Source organism: Pantoea sp. B566, assembly GCF_024793925.1.
In the GTDB taxonomy this organism is placed as follows: domain Bacteria; phylum Pseudomonadota; class Gammaproteobacteria; order Enterobacterales; family Enterobacteriaceae; genus Pantoea; species Pantoea ananatis.
Genome location: NZ_JANUQL010000003.1, coordinates 2,704,643 through 2,726,711, shown reverse-complemented (window position 1 = coordinate 2,726,711; position 22,069 = coordinate 2,704,643). Strand labels below are relative to the sequence as shown.

Below are 22,069 nucleotides of genomic sequence, written 5' to 3'. Positions count from 1 at the left end.
GGCCGCGATTGCGGCCCTGTGTGTTTTTACCTCACCTGACCTGCCTGCATGGTCTGCTGCAGTTGCTGGCTGTCTGTATTCACCGACAGCGTGGCGTTAACTGACGGTGCCAGCGGCTGATCGGCCTTCAGGGAGGCATTCAGGCGCAGCTGGAAATTGCTGTCGCCTTCCAGAGGAAGGGCGGGCCAGCCCCAGTTTTGCAAGACATTGACGGGCACGCCGCGACCAGTCAGGTTAAGGCTAACCGGGCGGTCGGTTTGCTGACCCACGGTTGCCGTGCCTTCCAGTAAACCCTTAGCGCTAAACGCGCTGAGTTCCGTCACCCTGATCTGCCGATCGTCAGCCTCCAGCGCAATGGACGGATGGCGTAAATCCGTACGGTTAAAAGTCGATTCCGCTGCATTCAGGCTCAGTTTCCCTGACCAGATCCCCCATTGATGCTGGCGGGCCAACTGCAGATTCTCACCATTGCCATCCAGTGAGGTGAGCTGGAAAGGAAACGCAGGATTGATGTCGATAATCAAATTGCGGTTTGAGGTGAAACGGGTCACGGTAATCCCATCCAGCCAGTCAGGAAGGGGATCCTGCCATAACGCCCGCCAGTTCTGTGGCAGCGTATATTCCAGGCCCGCGACGGCCAGGTTATTCAGTGTTAAGCGTCTGTCGTTACGTGACCAGTTACCGTCAGCCCGGATCACGCCGTTGGCCCAGCGTGAGCTGAACTGGGTCAGGGCAATCCCCTGTGGCGAGAAGTCCATATTGATAATGGGATCGTTGAGCTCGAATTTGCCATTGATAAAGTTGCCTGCGTTCATCGCCAGTGAGCCATCCTGACTCTGCCAGTCCCGGCCTTTCCAACTGATATTTTTCAATGTCAGATCGAGATCGGTTACCGCCCAGTCAGGGCCCTGCAGCCGGGCATCGGTAATATCGACGCGGTTCAGCGTAACCGAGGGCACCTCTTCAAACGGCTTCAGGAAATCGACAAGCGAGCTGGCGGTTTGCAAACGGATATCGTTCAGGCGGAGCTGATTGATCTTCCAGTTTCCCTGCGCATCGCGCTCTCCGTTACCGGTCATCGAGCCCCGGGCTAAATCCGCGCCGATGTTGCTAAACGTCATACGGCCCTGGGACACGTTGCCCTGAATCAGCACGTTTTCACCTGCCACGCTGTTGAGCGTCATCTTGCCTGCACTCATCTGGAACTGTGCATCTTTACCAAGCACATCGTCGGGCAAGGGCTTCCACGGCAGAATGCCGCCATTCACCTGCAGTGCGGAAAGCGGTAAAACGGAAGCGGGACTGTCGATGCGCATGTTGTTCAGTTGCAGGCGATCGGCCTGCACGGGTAAGGCGCTATTCCTGTCCAGATTGGTCAGGTTAACCTCACCGTCACGGAGCTCTATGCTGGCAAAATGGAAGGGATCGCTGAACTGCATCAGGGCGATGCCAAGATCGACGCGTTTGGCGACCAGCACGGCCGGTTGTCCGTCATGGCCAAAACTGAAGTCATCCAGAATAATGTGTGTAGGTGATGAAAAGTTATGTTCGATTTTGCTCAGCGACAGATGCCATTCCGTTTTGTCGCTCACCCAACGGCTAAACCAGCCCGCGCCCCACTGTGTTTGCAGCAGTACATACAGCACCACTAACGCAAACAGTAGTAGTAACAATAAGGTAAGGAAAAACTTTCCTATAAATTTCATCGTATCCTTCCCGGGTTCAGTCCGCTGAAAGGTTGTTATGCCTGAATTATCGTTATAGCTCAACCGCCTGGATGTAAATCAGCATAAATAGCAGGCAGGCCGCAGCCTGCCTTAAAACGACTTTTCCGGTGGAAAGATGAGATTAAGCACAATCGCTGTGATGCCCCCTGCGGCAATACCGGAAGACAGTAAGGTTTTCAACCAGTCCGGTGCAAACTGCAAAATCAGCGGTTGCTGTGACACGCCAAGTCCTGCGGCCAGTGAGAGGGCGATAATCATGATTGCACGCCGGTTAAGCGGCTCTCTGGAGACAATACGCACGCCGGATGCGGCGATGGTACCAAACATCACGATAGTTGCGCCGCCCAGAACCGGCTCAGGAATATGCTGCACCAGTCCACTCACCGCCGGAAACAGACCCAGCAGGATAAGCATCAGCGCCACAACAAAACCAACATAGCGGCTGGCAACGCCGGTCAGCTGGATAACGCCGTTATTCTGCCCAAAACAGGAGTTAGGAAAGGTATTAAACAGGCCAGAGACAAAGGAGTTCAGGCCGTTAGCGAGCACGCCGCCTTTCAGGCGCTTCATATAGATGGGGCCGCTCACCGGTTGTTCCGATACATCAGAGGTTGCGGTGATATCACCAATCGTTTCCAGTGAGGTCACCATAAACACCAGCATGAGCGGGATGAGCAGATTCCAGTCAAAACCCAGACCGTAATAAAGCGGAGTCGGCAACGCCACGATCGGCTGATTGGCCGGTGTGCTGATGGATGGCAGCATATTCATCGCCCAGGCCAGCAGGTAGCCCACCGCCATTGCAATCACCAGGGAGGCAACGCGGAGATAAGGATTTTTTTGACGGTTCAGAAGGATAATCACAACCAGAACGACGCCGGCCAGCAGCAGGTTTTTCGGTGCGCCGAAACTGTGATCGTTCATGGCGGCAAAGCCGCCGCCGACGGAGGTGAGGCCAACCTGAATAAGCGATAACCCAATGATCATTACGACAATACCGGACACCAGGGGCGTGATGATACGGCGAGCCAGGTGCAGCACCCGTGAGAGTACCATTTCCGTGCAGGATGCGACCATCAGCGTTCCAAACAGCGCCGCCATCATCGTGGGCACATCTGCGCCGCCGTTCTTCAGCGCCATCCCACCCATAATCAGCGGTGTGACAAAGTTAAAGCTGGTGCCCTGAATAGACAGCAAACCTGAGCCAACCGGCCCCCACGTTTTAATTTGCAGCACTGAGGCTACGCCTGAGGCAAACAGGGACATGCTGATGATGTGCTGTGTGTCCTGCGCCGGTAAACCCAATGCCTGGCAGATGAGCAGCGCGGGCGTAATCACCGCAACGAACATGGCCAGCAAATGCTGACCGGCTGCAAACAGGGTTTGCGCAAGCGGCGGGCGATCTTCCAGGCGGTAGATCAGTTCACTTTTACTGACGGATGAGGAGGCTGGCTGCTGATTGGTCGACATTGTAACGGTTCCCAAAAAAAGTGAGGCGATTGTAATCTGCAACGGCTCAAAAGCAAACGTTTGCTAACGGTGGCAAAAAAAGTGTCAGGCGTTGCTGTAGCGGCCGGTTTCCGGCAGCCAGCGCTCGATTAGGGCCTGTGCCTGTTCAGGATAGTGCTGGTGGATATGCCGTGCGACGCGTTGAACTTCAGGAATCATGGCCTGATCGCGCAGGAGATCGGCAACCTTAAACTCAGCATTACCGGTCTGGCGCGTTCCCAACAGTTCACCCGGCCCCCGAATCTCCAGATCGTGTTGGGCAATCACAAAGCCGTCGTTGCTGTCGCGTAGCACCTGCAAACGCTTCTGCGCCGTTTTGCTCAGCGGCGCTTTGTACAGCAGCACACAGTGAGAGGCAACCGCACCCCGTCCCACGCGTCCGCGTAGCTGGTGCAGCTGAGCCAGCCCAAGCCGTTCCGGGTTTTCAATAATCATCAGGCTGGCGTTTGGCACGTCCACGCCGACTTCAATTACGGTAGTAGCGATTAACAGCTGGATCTCGTTCGCTTTGAAAGCCTGCATGACTGCCAGCTTTTCCGCCGGTTTCATACGACCATGCACCAGTCCCACCCGCAAATCAGGCAGCGCCACGTTGAGTTCTTCCCATGTGGCTTCTGCCGCCTGGGCTTCCAGCAGGTCCGATTCTTCAATCAACGTACAGACCCAGTAAGCCTGACGGCCCTCGTGACAGGCCTTTTGTACGCGCTCAATAATCTCACTGCGACGGCTGTCCGGAATGGCAACGGTCGTGACCGGCGTCCTGCCTGGCGGCAATTCGTCAATGGTTGATGTATCCAGATCGGCATAGGCGGTCATGGCCAGCGTGCGCGGAATGGGAGTGGCGGTCATGATCAGCTGATGGGGATGAAAACCCTGCTCCTCCCCCTTTTCCCATAGCGCGAGCCGTTGATGAACACCAAACCGGTGTTGCTCATCAATAATCACCAGCGCCAGCCCGTTGAACTTCACCTGCTCCTGAAACAGTGCATGTGTGCCAACGACCATGGCGACATTACCGCTCGCGATGGCGTCCTGCTGCGCCTGACGCGCTTTGCCTTTTTGTTTACCTGCCAGCCAGCCAACTTCCAGACCCAGTGGCGCGAGCCATTGACGAAAATTGATTGCATGCTGTTCGGCCAGCAACTCTGTCGGTGCCATCATCGCCACCTGTTTGCCGTGAGCAATAACGTTCAGGGCGGCGAGGGCGGCAACTAACGTTTTTCCTGAGCCGACGTCTCCCTGGACCAACCGCAACATGGGGAAGTCATTGGCCAGGTCTTTTTCAATCTCGGCGACCACGCGTTTTTGGGCAGAAGTGGGCGAAAAAGGCAGAGCGGCCAGTAACTGGTCACTCAATGTATGTCGGGCAGGCATGGGCAGAGCATAATGGCGCTGTGCGCCAGCTCTGACGGCCAACATACTCAGGTTATGCGCCAGCAGTTCTTCCAGAATCAGCCTGCGCTGCGCAGGATGGTGCCCGCTTTCAAGTTCGCTGAGTTTCACATCTGGCGGTGGCCGATGCAGCGTATGTAAGGCCTCGGGCAGGCTGATCAGTCCGCCGCTTAACGCCTGCGGCAACAGTTCCGTAATCGGGCAGTTTTCCAGCAAAGTTAACGCCTGGTCGGTAAGGTTGCGCAGCGTCGCCTGACGAATGCCATCAGTTGTGGGATAAACGGGCGTCAGGGTTTCTTCCAGCGTCACAGTGCTGTGCTCGCCCTGTACACGGTATTCCGGATGAATGATTTCTGCGCCGCGCTGGCCACGTTTTATTTCACCATAGGCGGTGACACGTCTGCCCGGCGCGAGGCTGTTTTTCATCCCGGCATTAAAGTTGAAGAAGCGCATGCTCAGCACGCCGCTGCCGTCACTGATTTGGCACACCATCATGCGCCGGCGGCCAAAAGTAATCTCGGTATGCAGGACATCGCCTTCAACAGTTGCCCAAATGCCCGGTAACAGGTCATTAATGGCATAAAGTTGGGTACGATCTTCATAACGCAGGGGAAGGTGAAGCAGTAAATCCTGAATGGTATGCAGGCCAATTTTAGCCAGCTTTGCCGCCTGACTGGCGCCGACGCCGGTCAGGGTACTGAGCGGGATGGCATCCAGCAGACGGCCTTTCATTTCTTACTTCTGCCTGTAGATTGCATCGTTGCCCACCAGGTTTCATCGGCTTCTATCTCGCCCTGAGCATTGATATAAGGATACGGCATGCGCTTGTGCTTTGCCACGCGGGCCAGAACGGGATAGCCGCCCTCAAACAGCAGGCGCTGTTGCTCTTCCGGGGCTAAAAGGCTGGCCTGACGTTGATACATACCGGCATTTTGACGCTGGCGCTGCGCTTCATAAAGAATCAGGGCAGATGCAACGGAAACGTTGAGTGACTGAACCATACCGACCATCGGAATAATGATATGACGATCGGCCAACGCCAGAGCTTCATCAGTAATACCGGTTTTTTCCTGCCCCATCAAAATGCAGGTGGGTTTGGTGTAATCAATCTCACGAAAATCCACGGCGTCAGCAGAGAGGTTGGTCGCCAGTATCTGCATGTTTTGCGTTTTAAGATGGCTAATGGCGTCGTTGATTGAGCGATGCGTTACCACGTTCACCCAACTGTTACTGCCGGCCGATGCCGACGCTTGGGTGCGCATGCGCTGGCTGGGCCATACGGCATGTACCTCATGAATCCCCACCGCGTCGGCGGTACGAATGACAGCGGAAACGTTATGAGGCTTATGCACCTGCTCCATGCAGACGGTAAGGTCGTGCTGGCGCAGGGCCAGCATTTCCTGGATACGAGCAAAGCGTTGAGGATTCATGCACTAGTTACGGTTGCGGTGAACTTTGATCACATCCGGCATCACACGAATCTTACGCATGATATTCGCCAGGTGGACGCGATCGCGTGCGGTCAGACGGATAAAGGCACTGTAAACGCGGCCATCGCGCTCTTCAGTATTCAGACTCTGGATATTGGATCCGGCAGTATTAATGGCTGCCGTGAGATTAGCCAGTGCACCCTGGTGGTTAAACATATCCACCTTGATCTCAGCCACAAACTCCTGTTCGGTGACTTTATCCCACTCTACCGGCATGAATTTTTCTGGCTCTTTTTGGTAGCCGCGAATATTTCGACAGGATTCATGGTGAACAACCAGGCCTTTACCGGGGCTGACGTGAGCGACAATGGGATCGCCAGGAATAGGGCGACAACATTTCGCAAAGGTAATCAGCACGCCGTCTGCACCTTTGATGGGCAGCTTGCCTTGTTTTTTGTTATTGCTGAGCGTGCTGGTGTCGGTCTGGAGCAGGTTCTTGGCCACGACCACGCTCATTGCATTACCCAGACCGATTTCCGCTAACAGATCGTCCAGTGACGTCAGTTTCATGCGATCAAGCTCATGCTTGATGTTTTCAGCCGGTACTTCCGCCAGTTTACGACTGCCGCCCATTGCATGGCTGAGCAGGCGACGTCCCAGGTTTACCGAGTCTTCGCGCTTGAGGTTTTTCAGTAGCTGACGGATCTTAGCGCGAGCTTTGGAGCTGACCACGAAGTTGAGCCAGGCAGCGTTAGGACGCGCGCCGGGCGCGGTGATGATCTCGATAGTTTGGCCGCTGGTGAGCGTCTGAGACAGCGGATAAGGCTGACGATCAACGCGCGCGCCTACACAAGCATGACCAATATCGGTATGTACCGCGTAGGCGAAATCGACCGGCGTGGAGCCTGTCGGCAGTTCGACGATACGGCCTTCTGGCGTAAAGACGTAGATCTCATCCGGGAAGAGATCGGATTTCACGCTTTCGATGAATTCAAATGAACTGCCGGCGCTCTGTTGCAGTTCAAGCAGGCTTTGCAGCCAACGCTGAGCGCGGATTTGCGCCGTGGTACCGCTTTCGCCTGCCTGCTTATAGGCCCAGTGCGCGGCAACCCCCATTTCAGCCATCTGATCCATATCTTCGGTACGGATTTGCACCTCAACCGGTACGCCATGTGGCCCGATCATCGAGGTATGCAAAGATTGATAGCCGTTAGCTTTGGGGATTGCAATATAGTCTTTTACCCGGCCCGGACGCGGCTTGTACAAGCTGTGCATCTGACCCAGCACGCGATAACAGGTATCTAAATCTTTGACGATAACGCGAAAGGCATAGATATCCATGATCGAGTGAAAACGCTGCTCTTTGAGCGTCATTTTGCGGTAGATAGAGTAAAGGTGCTTTTCGCGCCCACTTACCCGGCAGGGGATACCGGCTTCCTGCAGGCGGCCATCGATTTCAGAGAGGATTTTTTGAATCATCTCTTTACGGTTGCCGCGGGCCGCTTTCACGACCTCTTTAATCACCCGAAAACGATTGGGATAGAGCGCTTCAAAACCGAGCTCTTCCAGTTCTGTTTTTAGGTGATGAATACCCAGGCGGTGCGCCAGTGGACTGTATATTTCCAGCGTTTCGAGCGCGATGCGACGACGTTTATCGGGACGTAACGACCCGAGCGTTCGCATGTTGTGGGTACGGTCAGCCAGCTTGATGAGAATGACACGGATATCCTGCACCATTGCCATAATCATCTTGCGGAAGTTCTCTGCCTGCGCCTCTTTCTTGTCACGGAATTTCAGCTTATCCAGCTTTGAAACGCCTTCAACCAGTTCGGCAACGCTCTTGCCAAACAGCTGTTCCATATCCTGATAGGTGGCTGGCGTGTCTTCAATAACATCGTGCAAAAGCGCGGCCATGAGCGTTTCATGGTCGAGCTTCATTTCTGCCAGAATACAGGCTACTGCAACAGGATGGGTGATGTAAGGCTCGCCGCTGGAGCGTGTCTGTCCCTCGTGGGCATCACGTGACACAAGATAAGCTTGCTTGAGGCGCTTAATCTGGTCCTCAGGCAAGTATTGTTCAATCAGTTGATTGAGACTTTCAAACAGATACAAGGTTGACCTGCAGCTAGCTGTTAACGACGACCTTCAGCGATAGCGGTAACGGCCTGTAACTCAGCGGCTTCCTGCTCTTGCTGCTCCTGACGATCACGCACATCTAAAATCTGATTGGTGACCAAACCTTCTTCGATTTCGCGCAGTGCGATAACGGTAGGTTTATCGTTCTCTTCCGGAACCAGCGGATCTTTTCCGCCTACCTGCATCTGACGTGCACGACGTGCAGCGACCAACACCAGGTCAAAACGATTACCAACTTTTTCTACTGCGTCCTGAACGGTTACGCGTGCCATAGGTGTGCTACTCCACAGATGAAGAAATGACTCGGCATCATACTGAAACTGGGTTCAGACTGCCAACAGTTTGCTGATTAAAGCATCATGGCGCGCTTTCTGACGGGCCATGCGCAGACGTTCTGCGCGAATAATGGTTTTCAGATCCGATAACGCCAGATCAAAATCATCATTCACAATTAAATAGTCGTATTCGGCGTAGTGGCTCATTTCTGCCACGGCCTGTGCCATCCGACGCGCAATGACCTCTTCGCTGTCCTGACCGCGACCACGCAGACGACGATCCAGTTCTTCTTTCGAAGGCGGCAAGACAAATATGCTGCGCGCTTCTGGCATCTTAGCGCGAATTTGCTGCGCGCCCTGCCAGTCAATATCAAGAAAAACGTCCACGCCGGTCGCCAGGACCTGTTCAATTGCCTTACGCGAGGTGCCGTAATAGTTGTCGAAAACTTTCGCGTGCTCCAGAAAAGCATCTTCCGCGATCATTTTTTCGAACTCATGCTGTTGAACAAAGAAGTAATGTTCACCATGCGCTTCGCCCGGACGCATACCACGGGTGGTATGGGAAACAGACACTTGCGTATCATACAGCGGCTGCGTTTTTAACAGTGCCTGAATCAGACTGGATTTTCCTGCACCACTGGGCGCAGAAACAATATAGAGCGTACCTTGGGCCATGATTTTCTTGAATTGATTAAGTGCGGAGTCGGTTTCCTGCACAGTATACACAGCTTCCCCGCCCCACGCAGCGTTTGCGCCATCCTCAAAGCGAAAAGTTTATGCGACATGCTACGTAGTCCAGCCTGCAGCAGCTGAAAACACAACTCTTTGTTCGCCTAACCCGTTCCAGAACACCGGAACAGGGCTGGCTCAGCCTGATGTTCAGAGATTGAATGGTTCAAAATCAGGAGGTGACGGATGAGAGGGATGTTTATTGTTGGGCTGCTACTGATATTTAGCACGTTTTCTTCCCTTGCGGCTTTGTGCCCCGCCTGGACGTCAGCGCGTGCCGTCAGTGAGATCGCGCATTTGCAACAGCAACTTCGGCAGTGGGATAAGGCGTATTTCCAGCAAGGGCGCTCGCTGGTTAGTGACGCAGACTACGATAGCTTGCAGCAGCGGCTTAACCACTGGCAGCGCTGTTTTACTCAGGCTGCGGATGAATATGTGCCTGCCTTGCCTGAGGACGGTACGCAGTGGCATCCCGTTGCGCACACCGGCGTTAAAAAAGTACGGGATAAACGTGCGCTGGGTTACTGGATGCAGGCACGAAACGATCTTTGGGTACAACCAAAAATCGATGGCGTTGCCGTCTCCCTGATCTATCGACAGGGAAAACTGGTCTCGCTAATCAGCCGCGGCGATGGGTTACACGGCGAGCAGTGGCTGGCGAAAGCCCGTAATATTCCTGCCATTCCATCGGTTATCGACAGTCAGCAAGGCAGCATCGTACTGCAGGGCGAGCTTTTTTTGAAGATGACCGGTCATCAGCAGGCTGTGGACGGCGGCAGGAATGCCAGAGCCCGTGTGGCAGGGGCAATGATGAGCCAGGCTGACTCGCCGCTGCTGGCACAACTGGGTATTTTTATCTGGAGTTGGCCTGACGGGCCGGCGAGTATGCCTGAACGTCTGGCCCGGTTGAGCTCATGGGGCTTTGACCTCGCCAGCCACTGGACTCAACCCGTTCAGGATGAAGAGGATGCGGCAAGCTGGCGCGAGCGCTGGTTTCACGCGCCCTTGCCTTTTGTTACCGACGGTATTGTTGTGCACCAGGCTGCCCGCCCGGCAGGAAAGTACTGGCAGCCCGGTGAGGGTGAGTGGGCCATCGCCTGGAAATACCAGCCACCGGAGGTGAGCAGTGAGGTACGATCCGTAGATTTCTCAATAGGACGAACGGGAAAGGTGGCGGTCGTACTGAATATTCAGCCCGTTCAGCTTGATGACAAAACCGTCAGGCGTGTCAACATAGGGTCGTTAAAACGCTGGCGAGAGAAGGATGTCATCGCGGGAGATCAGGTGACGGTTAGCCTGGCAGGACAGGGAATTCCCCGGCTGGAGCGCGTTATCTGGCGCGTGGCGCAGCGTGATTACCCTGAGCCACCGGGTTCTGAGCACTTCACTCATCTGAGTTGTTATACGTTAACGCCGGATTGCCATCGCCAGTTACTGGCTCGCCTGAGCTGGCTGAGTCAAAAGTTCGTGCTGAATATTCCCGGCGTTCAGCGCAGCACCTGGCAGCGACTACTGGATACCGGTTGTATTACGCACCTGTTTTCCTGGCTGACGATTACGCCAGAACAGATTGCCGCTGCAGCAGGCATCTCCTCTGAAAGAGCACAGCAAATCTGGCATAGGTTCGAATTGACCCGCCAGCAACCTTTGCGTCGCTGGGTTAACGCATTGGGCATCGCGTTGCCCCAAAAGGCACTTCGCGCCCTGGCCGATAAAGAGTGGGAACCCTTGCTGGCTCGTGATGTGCAAACCTGGCAAGCGCTGCCCGGCGTGGGCGCAAGGCGTGCTGAACGCATTGCCGCACAATTTCAGGATGCCGGGCTGCGGAAGTTGATTACCTTTTTGCAGCAGCAGGGCATCCCGGCATCATCAGTGTTCAGGGTGGGGATAATTGAAGATGGGCAAGCCGAGTCGAAACCGCAGTGCCAGCAGGCGGGCAAAGAAACCGAAAAGTAAGGTGATGATGATCACCAGCTCATGTGCCAGAGGCGTTTTCAGTAGCAGGATGTACATCCAGCCAGAAGCGAAAGCGATACCGGCGTAAAGCTCTTTTTGAAAAACCAGCGGGATACGATTACAAAACATATCACGCAAAACCCCACCAAATACGCCGGTGATGACGGCACTTATCGCGGCAATGATCATGGCATGACCTGAATCCAGCGCAACCTGAGCGCCAATGATGGAGAACACCACCAGACCCAGCGCATCCAGAACCAGAAATACCTTGCGCAGATGTGTCATCAACGGCGCGGCAAAGGTGGTCACCACGGCAGCCGCGGCGACGATCATGATGTACTCAGGATGCTTTACCCAACCCAGTGGATAATGGCCAAGCAGAATATCGCGTACTGAACCCCCGCCTATCGCGGTCACAGAAGCAATAATGATCACGCCAAACAGGTCCATTTTACGACGGCCGGCGGCAAGTGCACCCGTCATCGCTTCAGCGGTGATACCAATGATATAGAGAACAGTAAGTAACATAGCAGGCTCCAGGAAGACGGCGGCAAGGCTACGCCACTGAAGAGCACGGCGCGACTGAGATTTTCTGTTAGTGACGTTAAAAGTATTAGTAAAAATTATCCCGTTCTGGATAAGACATTAATAATCAATAAGGTGCATGGGGGAAGACACCAGTAGAGATGAAATTTTTTATTGGTTTTAATCCAGACACGCCAGGGGGCGCTGACGCATTGCCCTGATCTTGCTCTCTGCCATGACATTATGTTGGTCTAAACAGGGAAAGGAAACAACGCAAGAAAGCCATGCAGGGTGAAACCCTGTTGGGTGAATGGCAGCCCGCATGCAGAAGCCGGTGAAAAGCAGGACAGAATCCGCAGGAATAACCAATAACGGAAAGGGCTGTGTGTTCTCAAAAAAACGTGCTGACTGGCAGCACGTGAAGCCCTTTTTTCAGATGCCTGAAGTCCAAATACCTTCTTATCGCGGTACGTTCCTGATACAAACCTGGAAAAAGGTTTTCAGATTAAATTGATACTCGGGTTGAAACCAGACCCGGCCATAACAGCAGTAAGCCAGCATCCTTACTGAAATCATTGCCAGATAGCCCCATAACGCGCATAACACTGAAGGCGTGCTCCACACAGTCAGCAGCGTAATGATCAGTCCAACTAATACGGATGATATTTCACAAAAAGCGATATCGGAATACTGCTTTTCGCGCTGCAAGATCGCGCGGTAATGTTGACCCTGAGGGATGATAATAAAGATGACCGCTGCCATCTCCAGCATCATGGTAATCTCTGGCTGGTTAAAAAGATGATCGGCAACAATGCCGGAAATAAAAAGCGCAGAAAAAATGAGGAGGCCCATTAACACATTCCCCCAATATATGACAGACAACGTATTGTCGGAGAGGGGAGAATAGCGAATCACTTTGTTTGAAAAACCGCGATCCGCCAGTGTATCTATGACCAAAAGGCCGGCAATCACGACAGCCAGAAAATTGAATGCTTCTGCCTGCAGGAATTTACCCAGCAGGGAAAGTTGCAACACGCCAATGCTTAAGATTTTTATTGATGAAAGAAAGGGCCATTTAGCGTCAATAATATTTATTTTACGTATAGCCATGGTTTTTTCCATCGTGTAAATAATTATAGTGGTAAGCGGAGGTGAAATCCTGGCTTAGCATTTGGTCTGTTTATACAGGTTATATTAACGGTCAAGCTGATGCTGTCGCGAACGGATCTATAGCGCGCATATTTCCCCTGGTGATGCTGAATCCCTGTTGTTGTTTTAATTATCCAGACGTCATTCATAATTATAACATTCATGATGCCATAATGAACATTACTGAACGCCTTTGTTATTTCGTTATATAAGTATTGCTGTGTGTAGGTGATTTATAGCGCTTTTTATTAGAAATAACATCATAAGGAAAATCTGATATGCGATTTGAGATAGGCGTTAATATTGAGTAACTGCATGATGTTTTTTGACTGACAGATAAAATCTACATATTTATTTGTGCCAGAATTCGGTGTGACTATCCAGCATAAAAGAGTCTGGAATAAAAAAGGCTTTTAAACACTGTACATAGGCACGCTGTGAAAGCGTGAGCCAGGATTTTTCCGCTTTAAAATGCTTAAGCAGCAGCAAAGCATAAACACGTTTGTTACGCGCGTGAGGGGTAAATACTTAAACATTCTGAACATAAAAAACCGGAGCGTAAGAATGACTCAACCGCTGTACTGGCAAATTCGCCTTAGGCAGTGATTAAAGAACGCAGGGAAAGGCGAGGCTGAACCTGCCTTGTTTGCCGTAACGGTAAAACAAATCCCGCCTGAAAAAGTAAAGCAGGCCAGAGCCTGCTTTGTCTTTATACATAAAGAGACGCTTCACCCGGTGGGCGCGTTTTAAACCGGCGATGTAGCCAGAGGTACTGCTCCGGCGCGCGCATAATCTGGCTTTCGATCACTTTATTCATGTAAGCAGCAGCGGCTGATTCATCTTTGTGAGGATAGTTTTCCAGAATCGGTTCAATAATAAGTTTATAGCCATCGTTGCCGGGATTACGAATCAGCATGATTGGCACCATAGCCGGCTTGGCCAGGCGGGATAAAACATAGGTACCGTTCGTTGTCGCTGCTTTCTCAACGGCAAACAGTGGCGCAAATGTACTGCCTTTAGGGCCGTAATCCTGGTCCGGTGCAAACCAGACGGATTCACCCTGCTTAAGTGCCTGCACCATGCCGCGCAGATCGCGACGGTCAATCATCGCCTTGTTGGAACGCATCCGGCCTTTGGTTTGTACGTATTCCATCGCGCGGTTGTTATGCGGACGGTACATAGCCATCATCGGCTGACACAACCCGCTGATGCGGCCACCCAGCTCTAAGGACATAAAATGGATGCCAATTAACATCACGCCACGGCCTTCATTTTGAGCTGAATAGAGGTTTGCAAGGCCAGAGACGTTAAATAAACGTTTAACCGCATGGTCAGGCCAGAACCAGGCAATACCCGTTTCAACCAGTGCCATACCGAGAGAGGCAAAATTACCCGCGATCATGCTTTCTTTTTCTTCGTCACTGATAAAAGGAAAGCAGAGTTCAATATTACGACGGGTTATGCGCTCTCGACGCTGAAGGAAATGACGGGAAAGTTTACCGGCACCTGCACCCAATCTCATCAGAACAGGATAAGGGAGTTGAACCAGAAGCCAGAGAATGCCTAGACCGAACCATGTAAACCAATAACGCGGGTGTAAAAGTGTGCTGCTGAACTGCCTGGTGTTTTTCATCATTGACCTTAAAGGATTGATGGATGTAACGCAAAAAGACCCATTCCTTAAGTTCCCAAGCGGTACGGCTGTACTAACTACGACCAGCACTTTATCAAAAAGTGCCCTCTGTCACAGTGAGCTTTCGTCATCCTGTGGAGTAAGACGATCGATGGAATGGCTTACTGAACGAACAAAACAGGGTGGTGTTTTATTTTTTAATGATTTAAAAACAACGCCTTAAGTATACTCTTGTAAAGCCAGAACGTTAAGGAAAGCGTAGGGAAATTAAGACAGTTCTGTACTCACAAGCTAAAATCTTTTCGAAAAACTTACATTCAGAGTGGCAAAATTCTAAAAATTGGCTAAGGACGAGTATGCGCCGGGATGTGATGAAAAGCGACATGATCCGTGCGATAAGTGATTTCGGCAGATCATAAGAGGAGAGAGTGAGGACATGCGTCTTCACAGGCTATACACGTCTGTCCCTGTACGTCACATCATAGCCTGAAAGAACATGCTGTACAAAAAAGGAGCGCTAGTAGTAATTCACAGTCATCATGCGGTAATTACCGACTTTTTTTAACTGCATCGTGCCCAGCTTGAATGGCAAAGATTGCTGGCTGTCATTCAACCCTAGGGTGGCAGCTTCGGTTTTACCCCCTCTTGTGCAGCTTTGCTTAATCTGAGAATGCACAATCAAAGTATCACATCCGGTCTCCACAATAGCACCACGAAAAGTGATTTGGCCGCCAGTTGCAAATGACGAGGATGATAGTGCCATTAAGACAAATACATAAGTTAGTTTTTTCATGGCTTCACACTCTGTGTTGATTTTCATAAACAAAGAACGGCACCAAATAATAAAACTTTAGTCGATCGTGCTTTTTTATTTTTTTAAAAATTATTTTATACGATAGTGTGAGTGATTTAGCACTTACAGACTCTTATTAATGCCGATTTCTGGAAGAAGCTTAGTGGATTATAGTTCACCACCTTATGGGCATTTGTTTTCTTAGTAAGATTTTCTCTTTTTTAACAAATTCGCCTGAATACTGGGCGGTAAATCACAAAATAACCGTTTCAATAAGGCGTATGAAAATTGGGGTGCAGGTAGGCTGAAATGCGGCATCCAGGTCATGTATCACCCAGATGAAACATGTTCATTATCCGTACTGGAATTGTTGTGCGTCTGGGCTTCTTCGCGTTTTAGTTTCCGTCCTGCTTATCACATCTCACTATCCGGTTAGCGAAGGTTCTTCGGTGAGAACGGTTTACTTAAGAAATAAGGGGGCCTTGCCGAGAGGGCTGCATAATACTGACGATAAAAATCAATTCCATGTTCCGTTAAAAAAGGGAGCACCGAAAATGATAAGTTAACACTAAAGGGTTACAGATTTAATCTGTCTGCTCAGAAAGCATGAGTAAAACGGGCGTCCAGTGCGCTTACAGCAGGTTGTTAAGCCTTTTTACGCGCCTAAATTTGCTGAGCAGCAATGTGAAAAGTCCGCTATTACAAGGACTTGATAATGATGAAGTGACGTAGTAAACGCTATAAAGCGAAATTATCTATTACTCGATATTTTGGATTTGAATGTTGATTAAAATAAAATAAATGCTATTTATCATCATCTTAATGAGTTGATCTGTGACGGGGTTACCATTTTACTCCCCAGTCAACTCCCCATTTATAACAGTGGCAAGCTGTTCAGCTCGCCAGGTTACAGATTGCATCTGTCATTGAATGGTTGTCTTTGATCTTTCACCTTTCATGAGTTCACCAGAAGGTTTCCGATAGTAAGATTCGGTTCCTATCCGGTAATAGGTATAGCCATCCTTTGTCTTAGTTATGTCCATGATCCAATTAGACTTATCAATACAATTTTCTTCTGTATTCATGTCATCGAAGCATAGTAAATAATCTGTATCATGATCTGGAAAAATACCTGAATTTTTAGGGGCAAGCTTTTGATATCTTCCGTCAAACTTCCAGATTGAAACAAAGTAAGTTTCAGCGGATGAGAGGGTTTTAGCTCCATTATTATCCCACCACTCAATTTTACTACTATCACTGAAAGGCATGTTTTTAACTAAAAATTCTTTATTAGAGCCAGTGCCGTGAACGGCAAGGACCTTAGTGGAATTAAAAAAATTCAAATAGAAGAATACAAGAATAATAGCTGCTAATATAAATATTATAATTTTTCTGGCTTTCATCCATTCCTCCGGCTACTAATTTCAAACTCGGCTTTCATATTTGTAAAAAAAGGTTTAAATGCAAATTTTTCCCATCGTTGGAGCACAAACCAGATGCGGAATGCCCTAATATAGTGAAACTTCATATTCATAATGTCAGTTTTGTCGAGACCAAAATGATCTTGTCCCGTAAAAGTTACTTTCGCTACATAACCACTCTCAGTGATATCAATTTTAGTGAGTTGTATCTTTGTGGCATATATGTCATGTATAGACATTCCTAATCCATTAAAGCTATCTGCCCATCTGTTAAACTTAGGAAGTATTGAATTTCCTATTGCTTTAGTTATTGAATCTTTGTCGGCATCAGATAAGCCATTTTTTACATCAATGGCAACCTTATCGAGCATAGACTGGATTATTTTTAGCGAAGATAACGGAGAGGATTGTTCGTTTAATATCAAATTTTTATATGCACTATCAAGAAAAGGGCTGGAATAGCTTTTTCCATTGCCATGATAAAAATGCTTTACAAGATTATTAAATAAATTATGTTGCCCTAAGTAATATGTAGGCAATGACACTCGAAGAAACTCATCGAAAAGGATTTGAGCAATTACCGTTTTTGATTTTGGTTGGGATTTACGGAAGGAACTAAATATTGAGACTTCCTCTCCAGTCCATGGATCAACGACATCAGAAACATCATCAAGACCTAAGTCGCTTCTAAGCTGTTTTTCAGTAAGATCGCCACATTGCATATCATCAGAGCTGTGGTCATTGAACTGATGCTTAGTCTGATAAAGTGTGACTGGGAACACCATAGCTGACATAATAACTTCCTTATGATATTAATTTTCAGACCAAACTCTTACTTGTGAAGGTAGATCCAAATCTTTAAATATCGTCATGTCTGTAAACTCAGTTCCTTGTCATTACAAGATATTCATTTCTGACTCTTAACCTATAGCTGATTAGTGTAATAATAAACTTCATATACGGGAAAGGGAAGTGCTGAGAATCTCATCTTTTTCTCAAATTACTGTCATAGCCTGGTCTCAATACTTTGACGTGCTCACCGCTTGGATGAAACAAATTGAAACGTACAAAACAGGCTGGAAATAAAAAGCCCTGATAAATCAGGGCGTTGATAAATATTGAAAAGCTTTGGAAAACAAGAGAAAATTATTCAATATTCTGGATCTGCTCGCGCATCTGTTCAATCAGCACTTTCAGCTCAATGGCTGAATTGGTGATCTCTGCATTAATCGATTTCGAGGCCAGAGTGTTCGACTCGCGGTTGAACTCCTGCATCATGAAGTCGAGCCGACGTCCGACGGCTTCTTTTTTCTTCAAAATGTTGTACGTCTCTTTAACGTGCGCATCCAGGCGATCCAGCTCTTCTGCTACATCCACACGTTGCGCCATCATCACCAGTTCCTGCTCCAGGCGGTTGTTTTCCAACTGCACTTCGGCGTCCTCCAGTTTGGCGATCAGCCTTTCACGCTGCCACTTAATGACATCAGGCAGTTGAGCTCGCACTTTACTGACTTCATGCGTTACCGCTTCCAGACGCTGCTCGATCAGGGATTTCAATGCGCTACCTTCGCTCTCACGTGCAGCAATGAAATCATCCAGTGCGCCATCTAGTGCCTGAATCAGCTGTGTATTAATCGCGTCCAGATCCTGTTCTGGCGCAGACATCACGCCAGGCCAGCGCAAAATATCCAGTGGATTGATCTGGCCTTCGTCGCTCTGCATCTTCACCCAGTTAGCGGCCTGAACCAGCTGTTTAGCCAGCGACTCGTTCAGCATCAGCTCGCCTTGTGCGCCGGGATCGGCATCAAAGCGCAGATTACATTCGATTTTACCGCGCGTCAGACGCTGGCGAATGCGTTCCCGAATCATCGGCTCCAGTCCGCGGAACTGCTCTGGCAGACGAATATAGGTTTCAAGATAACGTTGGTTAACGGAACGCAGCTCCCAGGCGGCGCTGCCCCATTCGCCTTTAACTTCACGGCGGGCGTAGGCGGTCATACTGCGGATCATAAGCGTTACTCATTTTCAGAAAGATTAAAGTCAGTATAACGAGGCAAAGCTAACCATAACAGGTGTAAGCAGCAGCAGGATGAGAGAACAAATTATTTCCGCTTTCAGCAACAGGCACTTATGCTGTTTACTGGCTTACTCGTTGAGGACCCCGTTTATGTCTCACGTATTACGCTTTCCTGTAATGCTGACCTTACTGCTGGCTGGCTGTCATTCGCCATCACCGCCACCTGTGCCATCAACCCGACCTGTTCCCATATGTGCTGGCGGTGAGGTGATGATGCAAACCACATTGTGGTTTGGTCTCAGTAAGCCACAAGGCGGTAGCGTGAGTTCGCTGGACTGGATGAATTTTATCGATAAACAAGTGACGCCTCGCTTTAAAGCCGGGCTCTCGGTTTATGATGCGCAAGGGCAGTGGTTGGGTGAAAACGGTCAGCTGGCGCGTGAGAAAAGCAAAGCGCTGGTGCTCATCTATAACTTTGACAGCGATAACAACAGCCGTGTCGAAGCACTACGCGAGCAGTATAAAAAACAGTTTGGTCAGGAATCGGTCATGCGTGTCGATTCGCCTTCCTGCGTGAGTTTCTGATGCCATTAACGGCGGCCCAGGCCGCCGTAAGATGATCAGATAAACAGTCCGGCGAACGCAGCCGAAAGCAGGCTTACCAGGGTCGAACCATATACCAGTTTCCAGCCAAATCGGGAGACGACGTTCCCCTGTTGTTCGTTCAGCCCCTTAATCGCGCCTGCCACAATACCAATCGACGCAAAGTTAGCAAACGAGACCAGGAATACCGACAGGATGCCTAATCCACGCGGCGTCATGCCTGCCGCCACTTTCTTCAGTTCGATCATGGCGACGAATTCATTGGCCACCAGTTTAGTGGCCATAATGCTCCCAGCCTGAAGGGCGTCGACGGCGGGGATGCCGATTAACCAGGCAAAAGGGTAAAAAACATAGCCCAGGAGCTGCTGGAAACTATAGCCAAATAGCGCTGCGAACAGCGCATTGACGGCCGCGATCAGCGCAATAAAACCGATCAGCATTGCCAGAATGATCATCGCCACTTTAAAGCCCGCCAGGATGTACTCTCCCAGCATTTCGAAGAAACTCTGCTCCTCATGCAACTTATCCAGGGCTACAGGCTGTTCCTCGCTTTCCTTACCGGGATTAATAATCGACAGAATGATAAAGGTGCTGAACATATTGAGCAGTAGCGCCGCCACGACATAGCGAGCCTCAATCATCGACATGTATGCACCGACAATGGAAAGCGAGACGGTAGACATAGCGGTTGCCGCCATGGTGTAAAGGCGCTTCGGCGGGATATCCGCCAGAATACCTTTATACGCGATGAAGTTTTCAGACTGACCCAGTACCAGCGTACTGACCGCATTAAAAGATTCCAGCTTTCCCATGCCGTTGATTTTAGACAGGATAGTTCCCACCAGGCGGATTAGCAACGGCAGAATGCGCCAGTGCTGCAAAATACCAATCAGGGCGGAAATAAAAACAATCGGGCAAAGTACGCCAAGAAAGATAAAGGCCAGGCCCTGCTGACTCATGCCGCCAAAAACAAACTCTGTGCCTTGTGCAGCAAAACCCAGTAATGTTTCAAAGAAGCTGCCCACCGCTCCCACGAGCGCCAGTCCACTGGCAGAATGAAGGAAAAACCAGCCCAGCGCGGCTTCAACGATAATGAGCTGAATGATATAGCGCGGACGAATGTGTTTACGGTCATGACTGACCAACAGCGCAAGGGCGAAAATCACCACCAGCGCCAGCAGGAAATGTAAAATAGCGGCCATAGTTTAATCTGTTCGTAAAATGCGGCAAAAGGTAGGGCATTTAGCCATACTCCCACATGAATTTCATCCTGAGCCTTACAGCCCACTGCAAGAGACAGCGGGCCAGGAAGTCCGTATAATACGCAGCCAATCATTTGCAAGCCGGAGATAACCATGCGTCCAGCAGGCCGTAGCGCACATCAGGTGCGTCCAGTCACATTGACCCGCAATTACACTAAACACGCAGAAGGTTCCGTTCTGGTGGAATTCGGTGAAACCAAAGTGCTCTGCACTGCCACGGTGGATGAAGGTGTTCCGCGCTTCCTCAAAGGACAGGGACAGGGCTGGGTCACTGCCGAATATGGCATGTTGCCGCGTTCAACGCATAGCCGCATGGCACGTGAAGCCGCGAAGGGCAAACAGGGCGGCCGCACGCTGGAAATTCAGCGTCTGATCGCCCGTTCACTCCGCGCAGCCGTCGATCTTAAAGTGCTGGGTGAATATACCATTACGCTTGATTGCGATGTCATCCAGGCTGATGGTGGCACCCGTACCGCATCTATCACCGGCGCCTGCGTGGCACTGGCGGATGCACTAAACAAACTGGTTGCCAGCGGTAAGCTCAAAGCGAACCCGATGAAAGGGATGGTCGCGGCGGTATCTGTGGGCATTGTTAACGGTGAAGCCCTGTGTGACCTTGAATATGTTGAAGACTCCGCAGCTGAAACCGATATGAACGTCGTGATGATGGAAGACGGCCGTATGATCGAGGTGCAGGGCACGGCGGAAGGCGAACCTTTCAGCCATGAAGAGTTGCTGGCACTGCTGGCGCTGGCCCGCGGCGGCATCGAAGAGTTAATTCAGGCGCAAAAAGCGGCGTTGGAAAAATAAAGTAACAGGCGACCGCAGAGTCGCCTTTTTTTATCTGAGGAGTAAGACATGAAAGCCTGGCAGCGGCAGTTTATTGAATTCGCACTGAATAAGCAGGTGCTTAAATTTGGTGAGTTTACGTTAAAATCTGGTCGTAAAAGTCCCTATTTCTTTAATGCCGGTCTGTTTAACAGCGGGCGAGACTTAGCGCTGCTGGGGCGTTTCTATGCGCAGGCGTTAGTGGACAGCGGCGTGGATTTCGATTTGCTGTTCGGGCCCGCTTATAAAGGGATTCCTATTGCGACCACGACAGCGGTTGCCTTAGCCGATCATCATGACCGGGATGTGCCTTACTGCTTTAACCGTAAAGAGGCGAAAGATCACGGTGAGGGCGGTCTGCTGGTGGGAAGCCCGCTACAGGGTAAAGTTATGTTGGTCGATGACGTTATCACGGCAGGCACGGCAATCCGCGAGTCGATGGATATCATTAATGCTCATGATGCGAGTCTGGCTGGCGTCATGATTTCACTGGATCGTCAGGAGCGTGGCCGGGGAGAGCTTTCCGCTATTCAGGAAGTGGAACGTGACTATTCCTGCAAGGTTACCGCCATTATCACGCTCAACGACCTGATCGACTATCTGGCTGAAAAAACGCATATGGCCGATCATTTAGCGCAGGTGCGTGCGTATCAAAAAGCGTACGGCGTCTGATTACAGGCG

The 22,069-nt window shown here is 50.5% G+C and carries 19 protein-coding genes; 4 read left to right on the top strand and 15 right to left on the bottom strand.

What is annotated here, in order from left to right; all coding sequences use genetic code 11:
• Nucleotides 1-26: 26 nt before the first annotated feature.
• The 7 genes from NYE92_RS14495 to gmk form a co-directional block, all read right to left on the bottom strand.
• The gene (locus tag NYE92_RS14495; protein WP_259019103.1) at nt 27-1,706 is read right to left on the bottom strand and encodes an AsmA family protein; all 1,680 of its coding nucleotides are present in this window, start codon (nt 1,704-1,706) and stop codon (nt 27-29) included.
• Between the two features lie 111 nt (nt 1,707-1,817).
• Complete coding sequence (locus tag NYE92_RS14490; protein ID WP_072137338.1) at nt 1,818-3,197, bottom strand: NCS2 family protein; 1,380 nt, start codon at nt 3,195-3,197, stop codon at nt 1,818-1,820.
• Between the two features lie 84 nt (nt 3,198-3,281).
• The gene (gene recG, locus NYE92_RS14485; protein ID WP_072137337.1) at nt 3,282-5,360 is read right to left on the bottom strand and encodes an ATP-dependent DNA helicase RecG; all 2,079 of its coding nucleotides are present in this window, start codon (nt 5,358-5,360) and stop codon (nt 3,282-3,284) included.
• A complete protein-coding gene (trmH, locus tag NYE92_RS14480; protein ID WP_014332997.1) occupies nt 5,357-6,058 on the bottom strand; it encodes a tRNA (guanosine(18)-2'-O)-methyltransferase TrmH in 702 nt (233 codons plus the stop codon). The genes recG and trmH overlap by 4 nt, the downstream gene beginning before the upstream one ends.
• A gap of 3 nt (nt 6,059-6,061) precedes the next feature.
• Nucleotides 6,062-8,170 carry a bifunctional GTP diphosphokinase/guanosine-3',5'-bis pyrophosphate 3'-pyrophosphohydrolase gene (spoT, locus tag NYE92_RS14475; RefSeq protein ID WP_013027771.1) on the bottom strand — a complete coding sequence of 703 codons (2,109 nt, stop codon included), beginning with the start codon at nt 8,168-8,170 and terminating at the stop codon, nt 6,062-6,064.
• Nucleotides 8,171-8,190: 20 nt separating this feature from the next.
• The gene (gene rpoZ, locus NYE92_RS14470; protein ID WP_003851346.1) at nt 8,191-8,466 is read right to left on the bottom strand and encodes a DNA-directed RNA polymerase subunit omega; all 276 of its coding nucleotides are present in this window, start codon (nt 8,464-8,466) and stop codon (nt 8,191-8,193) included.
• A 54-nt stretch (nt 8,467-8,520) separates the two neighbouring features.
• Nucleotides 8,521-9,144, bottom strand: a complete 624-nt coding sequence (gmk, locus tag NYE92_RS14465; RefSeq protein ID WP_014332998.1) for a guanylate kinase — start codon at nt 9,142-9,144, stop codon at nt 8,521-8,523.
• A 240-nt stretch (nt 9,145-9,384) separates the two neighbouring features.
• Between gmk and ligB the strand changes: the two genes are divergently transcribed.
• On the top strand, nt 9,385-11,154 hold the full coding sequence (ligB, locus tag NYE92_RS14460; RefSeq protein ID WP_259019100.1) for an NAD-dependent DNA ligase LigB: 1,770 nt from the start codon (nt 9,385-9,387) through the stop codon (nt 11,152-11,154).
• Here the strand turns inward: ligB and NYE92_RS14455 are convergent.
• The 7 genes from NYE92_RS14455 to NYE92_RS14425 all read right to left on the bottom strand — a co-directional run bounded on the left by NYE92_RS14455 (nt 11,068) and on the right by NYE92_RS14425 (nt 18,688).
• The gene (locus NYE92_RS14455; protein WP_013027768.1) at nt 11,068-11,685 is read right to left on the bottom strand and encodes a trimeric intracellular cation channel family protein; all 618 of its coding nucleotides are present in this window, start codon (nt 11,683-11,685) and stop codon (nt 11,068-11,070) included. The two genes, ligB and NYE92_RS14455, sit on opposite strands and share 87 nt — an antisense overlap.
• Before the next feature lie 456 nt (nt 11,686-12,141).
• Nucleotides 12,142-12,804: an oligosaccharide flippase family protein gene (locus tag NYE92_RS14450; RefSeq protein ID WP_112900676.1), complete on the bottom strand. Its 663-nt coding sequence runs from the start codon at nt 12,802-12,804 to the stop codon at nt 12,142-12,144.
• A gap of 736 nt (nt 12,805-13,540) precedes the next feature.
• Entirely contained in the window at nt 13,541-14,464 is a 924-nt protein-coding gene (gene lpxP / locus NYE92_RS14445) for a kdo(2)-lipid IV(A) palmitoleoyltransferase (protein WP_014333004.1), read from the bottom strand.
• Nucleotides 14,465-14,981: 517 nt separating this feature from the next.
• Nucleotides 14,982-15,257 carry a hypothetical protein gene (locus NYE92_RS14440; RefSeq protein ID WP_019105388.1) on the bottom strand — a complete coding sequence of 92 codons (276 nt, stop codon included), beginning with the start codon at nt 15,255-15,257 and terminating at the stop codon, nt 14,982-14,984.
• A gap of 923 nt (nt 15,258-16,180) precedes the next feature.
• A complete protein-coding gene (locus NYE92_RS14435) occupies nt 16,181-16,660 on the bottom strand; it encodes a DUF943 family protein (protein ID WP_013027764.1) in 480 nt (159 codons plus the stop codon).
• Nucleotides 16,657-17,472: a DUF3289 family protein gene (locus NYE92_RS14430; RefSeq protein ID WP_259019098.1), complete on the bottom strand. Its 816-nt coding sequence runs from the start codon at nt 17,470-17,472 to the stop codon at nt 16,657-16,659. Before NYE92_RS14430 ends, NYE92_RS14435 begins: the two co-directional genes overlap by 4 nt.
• A gap of 352 nt (nt 17,473-17,824) precedes the next feature.
• Nucleotides 17,825-18,688: a YicC/YloC family endoribonuclease gene (locus NYE92_RS14425; RefSeq protein WP_013027746.1), complete on the bottom strand. Its 864-nt coding sequence runs from the start codon at nt 18,686-18,688 to the stop codon at nt 17,825-17,827.
• 157 nt (nt 18,689-18,845) lie between these two features.
• Between NYE92_RS14425 and NYE92_RS14420 the strand changes: the two genes are divergently transcribed.
• The gene (locus NYE92_RS14420) at nt 18,846-19,280 is read left to right on the top strand and encodes a DUF3574 domain-containing protein (protein WP_014333006.1); all 435 of its coding nucleotides are present in this window, start codon (nt 18,846-18,848) and stop codon (nt 19,278-19,280) included.
• Between the two features lie 35 nt (nt 19,281-19,315).
• On the opposite strand, the gene NYE92_RS14415 is transcribed toward NYE92_RS14420, so the two are convergent.
• Nucleotides 19,316-20,500, bottom strand: coding sequence for a NupC/NupG family nucleoside CNT transporter (locus tag NYE92_RS14415; protein WP_105088034.1), 1,185 nt, complete (start codon nt 20,498-20,500; stop codon nt 19,316-19,318).
• A 153-nt stretch (nt 20,501-20,653) separates the two neighbouring features.
• Between NYE92_RS14415 and rph the strand changes: the two genes are divergently transcribed.
• Both rph and pyrE read left to right on the top strand, forming a co-directional pair.
• Nucleotides 20,654-21,370 (top strand): ribonuclease PH, encoded by a 717-nt coding sequence (gene rph / locus NYE92_RS14410; protein WP_013027743.1) that lies wholly within the window; start codon nt 20,654-20,656, stop codon nt 21,368-21,370.
• 48 nt (nt 21,371-21,418) lie between these two features.
• Nucleotides 21,419-22,060 carry an orotate phosphoribosyltransferase gene (pyrE, locus tag NYE92_RS14405; protein ID WP_013027742.1) on the top strand — a complete coding sequence of 214 codons (642 nt, stop codon included), beginning with the start codon at nt 21,419-21,421 and terminating at the stop codon, nt 22,058-22,060.
• Nucleotides 22,061-22,069: the final 9 nt, after the last annotated feature.

Excerpts from the sequence above, each read along its gene's own strand:
- NYE92_RS14495 (WP_259019103.1), bottom strand. The coding sequence starts at position 1,706 with ATGAAATTTATAGGAAAGTTTTTCCTTACCTTATTGTTACTACTACTG.
- NYE92_RS14490 (WP_072137338.1), bottom strand. The coding sequence starts at position 3,197 with ATGTCGACCAATCAGCAGCCAGCCTCCTCATCCGTCAGTAAAAGTGAA.
- recG (WP_072137337.1), bottom strand. The coding sequence starts at position 5,360 with ATGAAAGGCCGTCTGCTGGATGCCATCCCGCTCAGTACCCTGACCGGC.
- trmH (WP_014332997.1), bottom strand. The coding sequence starts at position 6,058 with ATGAATCCTCAACGCTTTGCTCGTATCCAGGAAATGCTGGCCCTGCGC.
- rpoZ (WP_003851346.1), bottom strand. The coding sequence starts at position 8,466 with ATGGCACGCGTAACCGTTCAGGACGCAGTAGAAAAAGTTGGTAATCGT.
- gmk (WP_014332998.1), bottom strand. The coding sequence starts at position 9,144 with ATGGCCCAAGGTACGCTCTATATTGTTTCTGCGCCCAGTGGTGCAGGA.
- ligB (WP_259019100.1), top strand. The coding sequence starts at position 9,385 with ATGAGAGGGATGTTTATTGTTGGGCTGCTACTGATATTTAGCACGTTT.
- NYE92_RS14455 (WP_013027768.1), bottom strand. The coding sequence starts at position 11,685 with ATGTTACTTACTGTTCTCTATATCATTGGTATCACCGCTGAAGCGATG.
- NYE92_RS14450 (WP_112900676.1), bottom strand. The coding sequence starts at position 12,804 with ATGGAAAAAACCATGGCTATACGTAAAATAAATATTATTGACGCTAAA.
- lpxP (WP_014333004.1), bottom strand. The coding sequence starts at position 14,464 with ATGAAAAACACCAGGCAGTTCAGCAGCACACTTTTACACCCGCGTTAT.
- NYE92_RS14440 (WP_019105388.1), bottom strand. The coding sequence starts at position 15,257 with ATGAAAAAACTAACTTATGTATTTGTCTTAATGGCACTATCATCCTCG.
- NYE92_RS14435 (WP_013027764.1), bottom strand. The coding sequence starts at position 16,660 with ATGAAAGCCAGAAAAATTATAATATTTATATTAGCAGCTATTATTCTT.
- NYE92_RS14430 (WP_259019098.1), bottom strand. The coding sequence starts at position 17,472 with ATGTCAGCTATGGTGTTCCCAGTCACACTTTATCAGACTAAGCATCAG.
- NYE92_RS14425 (WP_013027746.1), bottom strand. The coding sequence starts at position 18,688 with ATGATCCGCAGTATGACCGCCTACGCCCGCCGTGAAGTTAAAGGCGAA.
- NYE92_RS14420 (WP_014333006.1), top strand. The coding sequence starts at position 18,846 with ATGTCTCACGTATTACGCTTTCCTGTAATGCTGACCTTACTGCTGGCT.
- NYE92_RS14415 (WP_105088034.1), bottom strand. The coding sequence starts at position 20,500 with ATGGCCGCTATTTTACATTTCCTGCTGGCGCTGGTGGTGATTTTCGCC.
- rph (WP_013027743.1), top strand. The coding sequence starts at position 20,654 with ATGCGTCCAGCAGGCCGTAGCGCACATCAGGTGCGTCCAGTCACATTG.
- pyrE (WP_013027742.1), top strand. The coding sequence starts at position 21,419 with ATGAAAGCCTGGCAGCGGCAGTTTATTGAATTCGCACTGAATAAGCAG.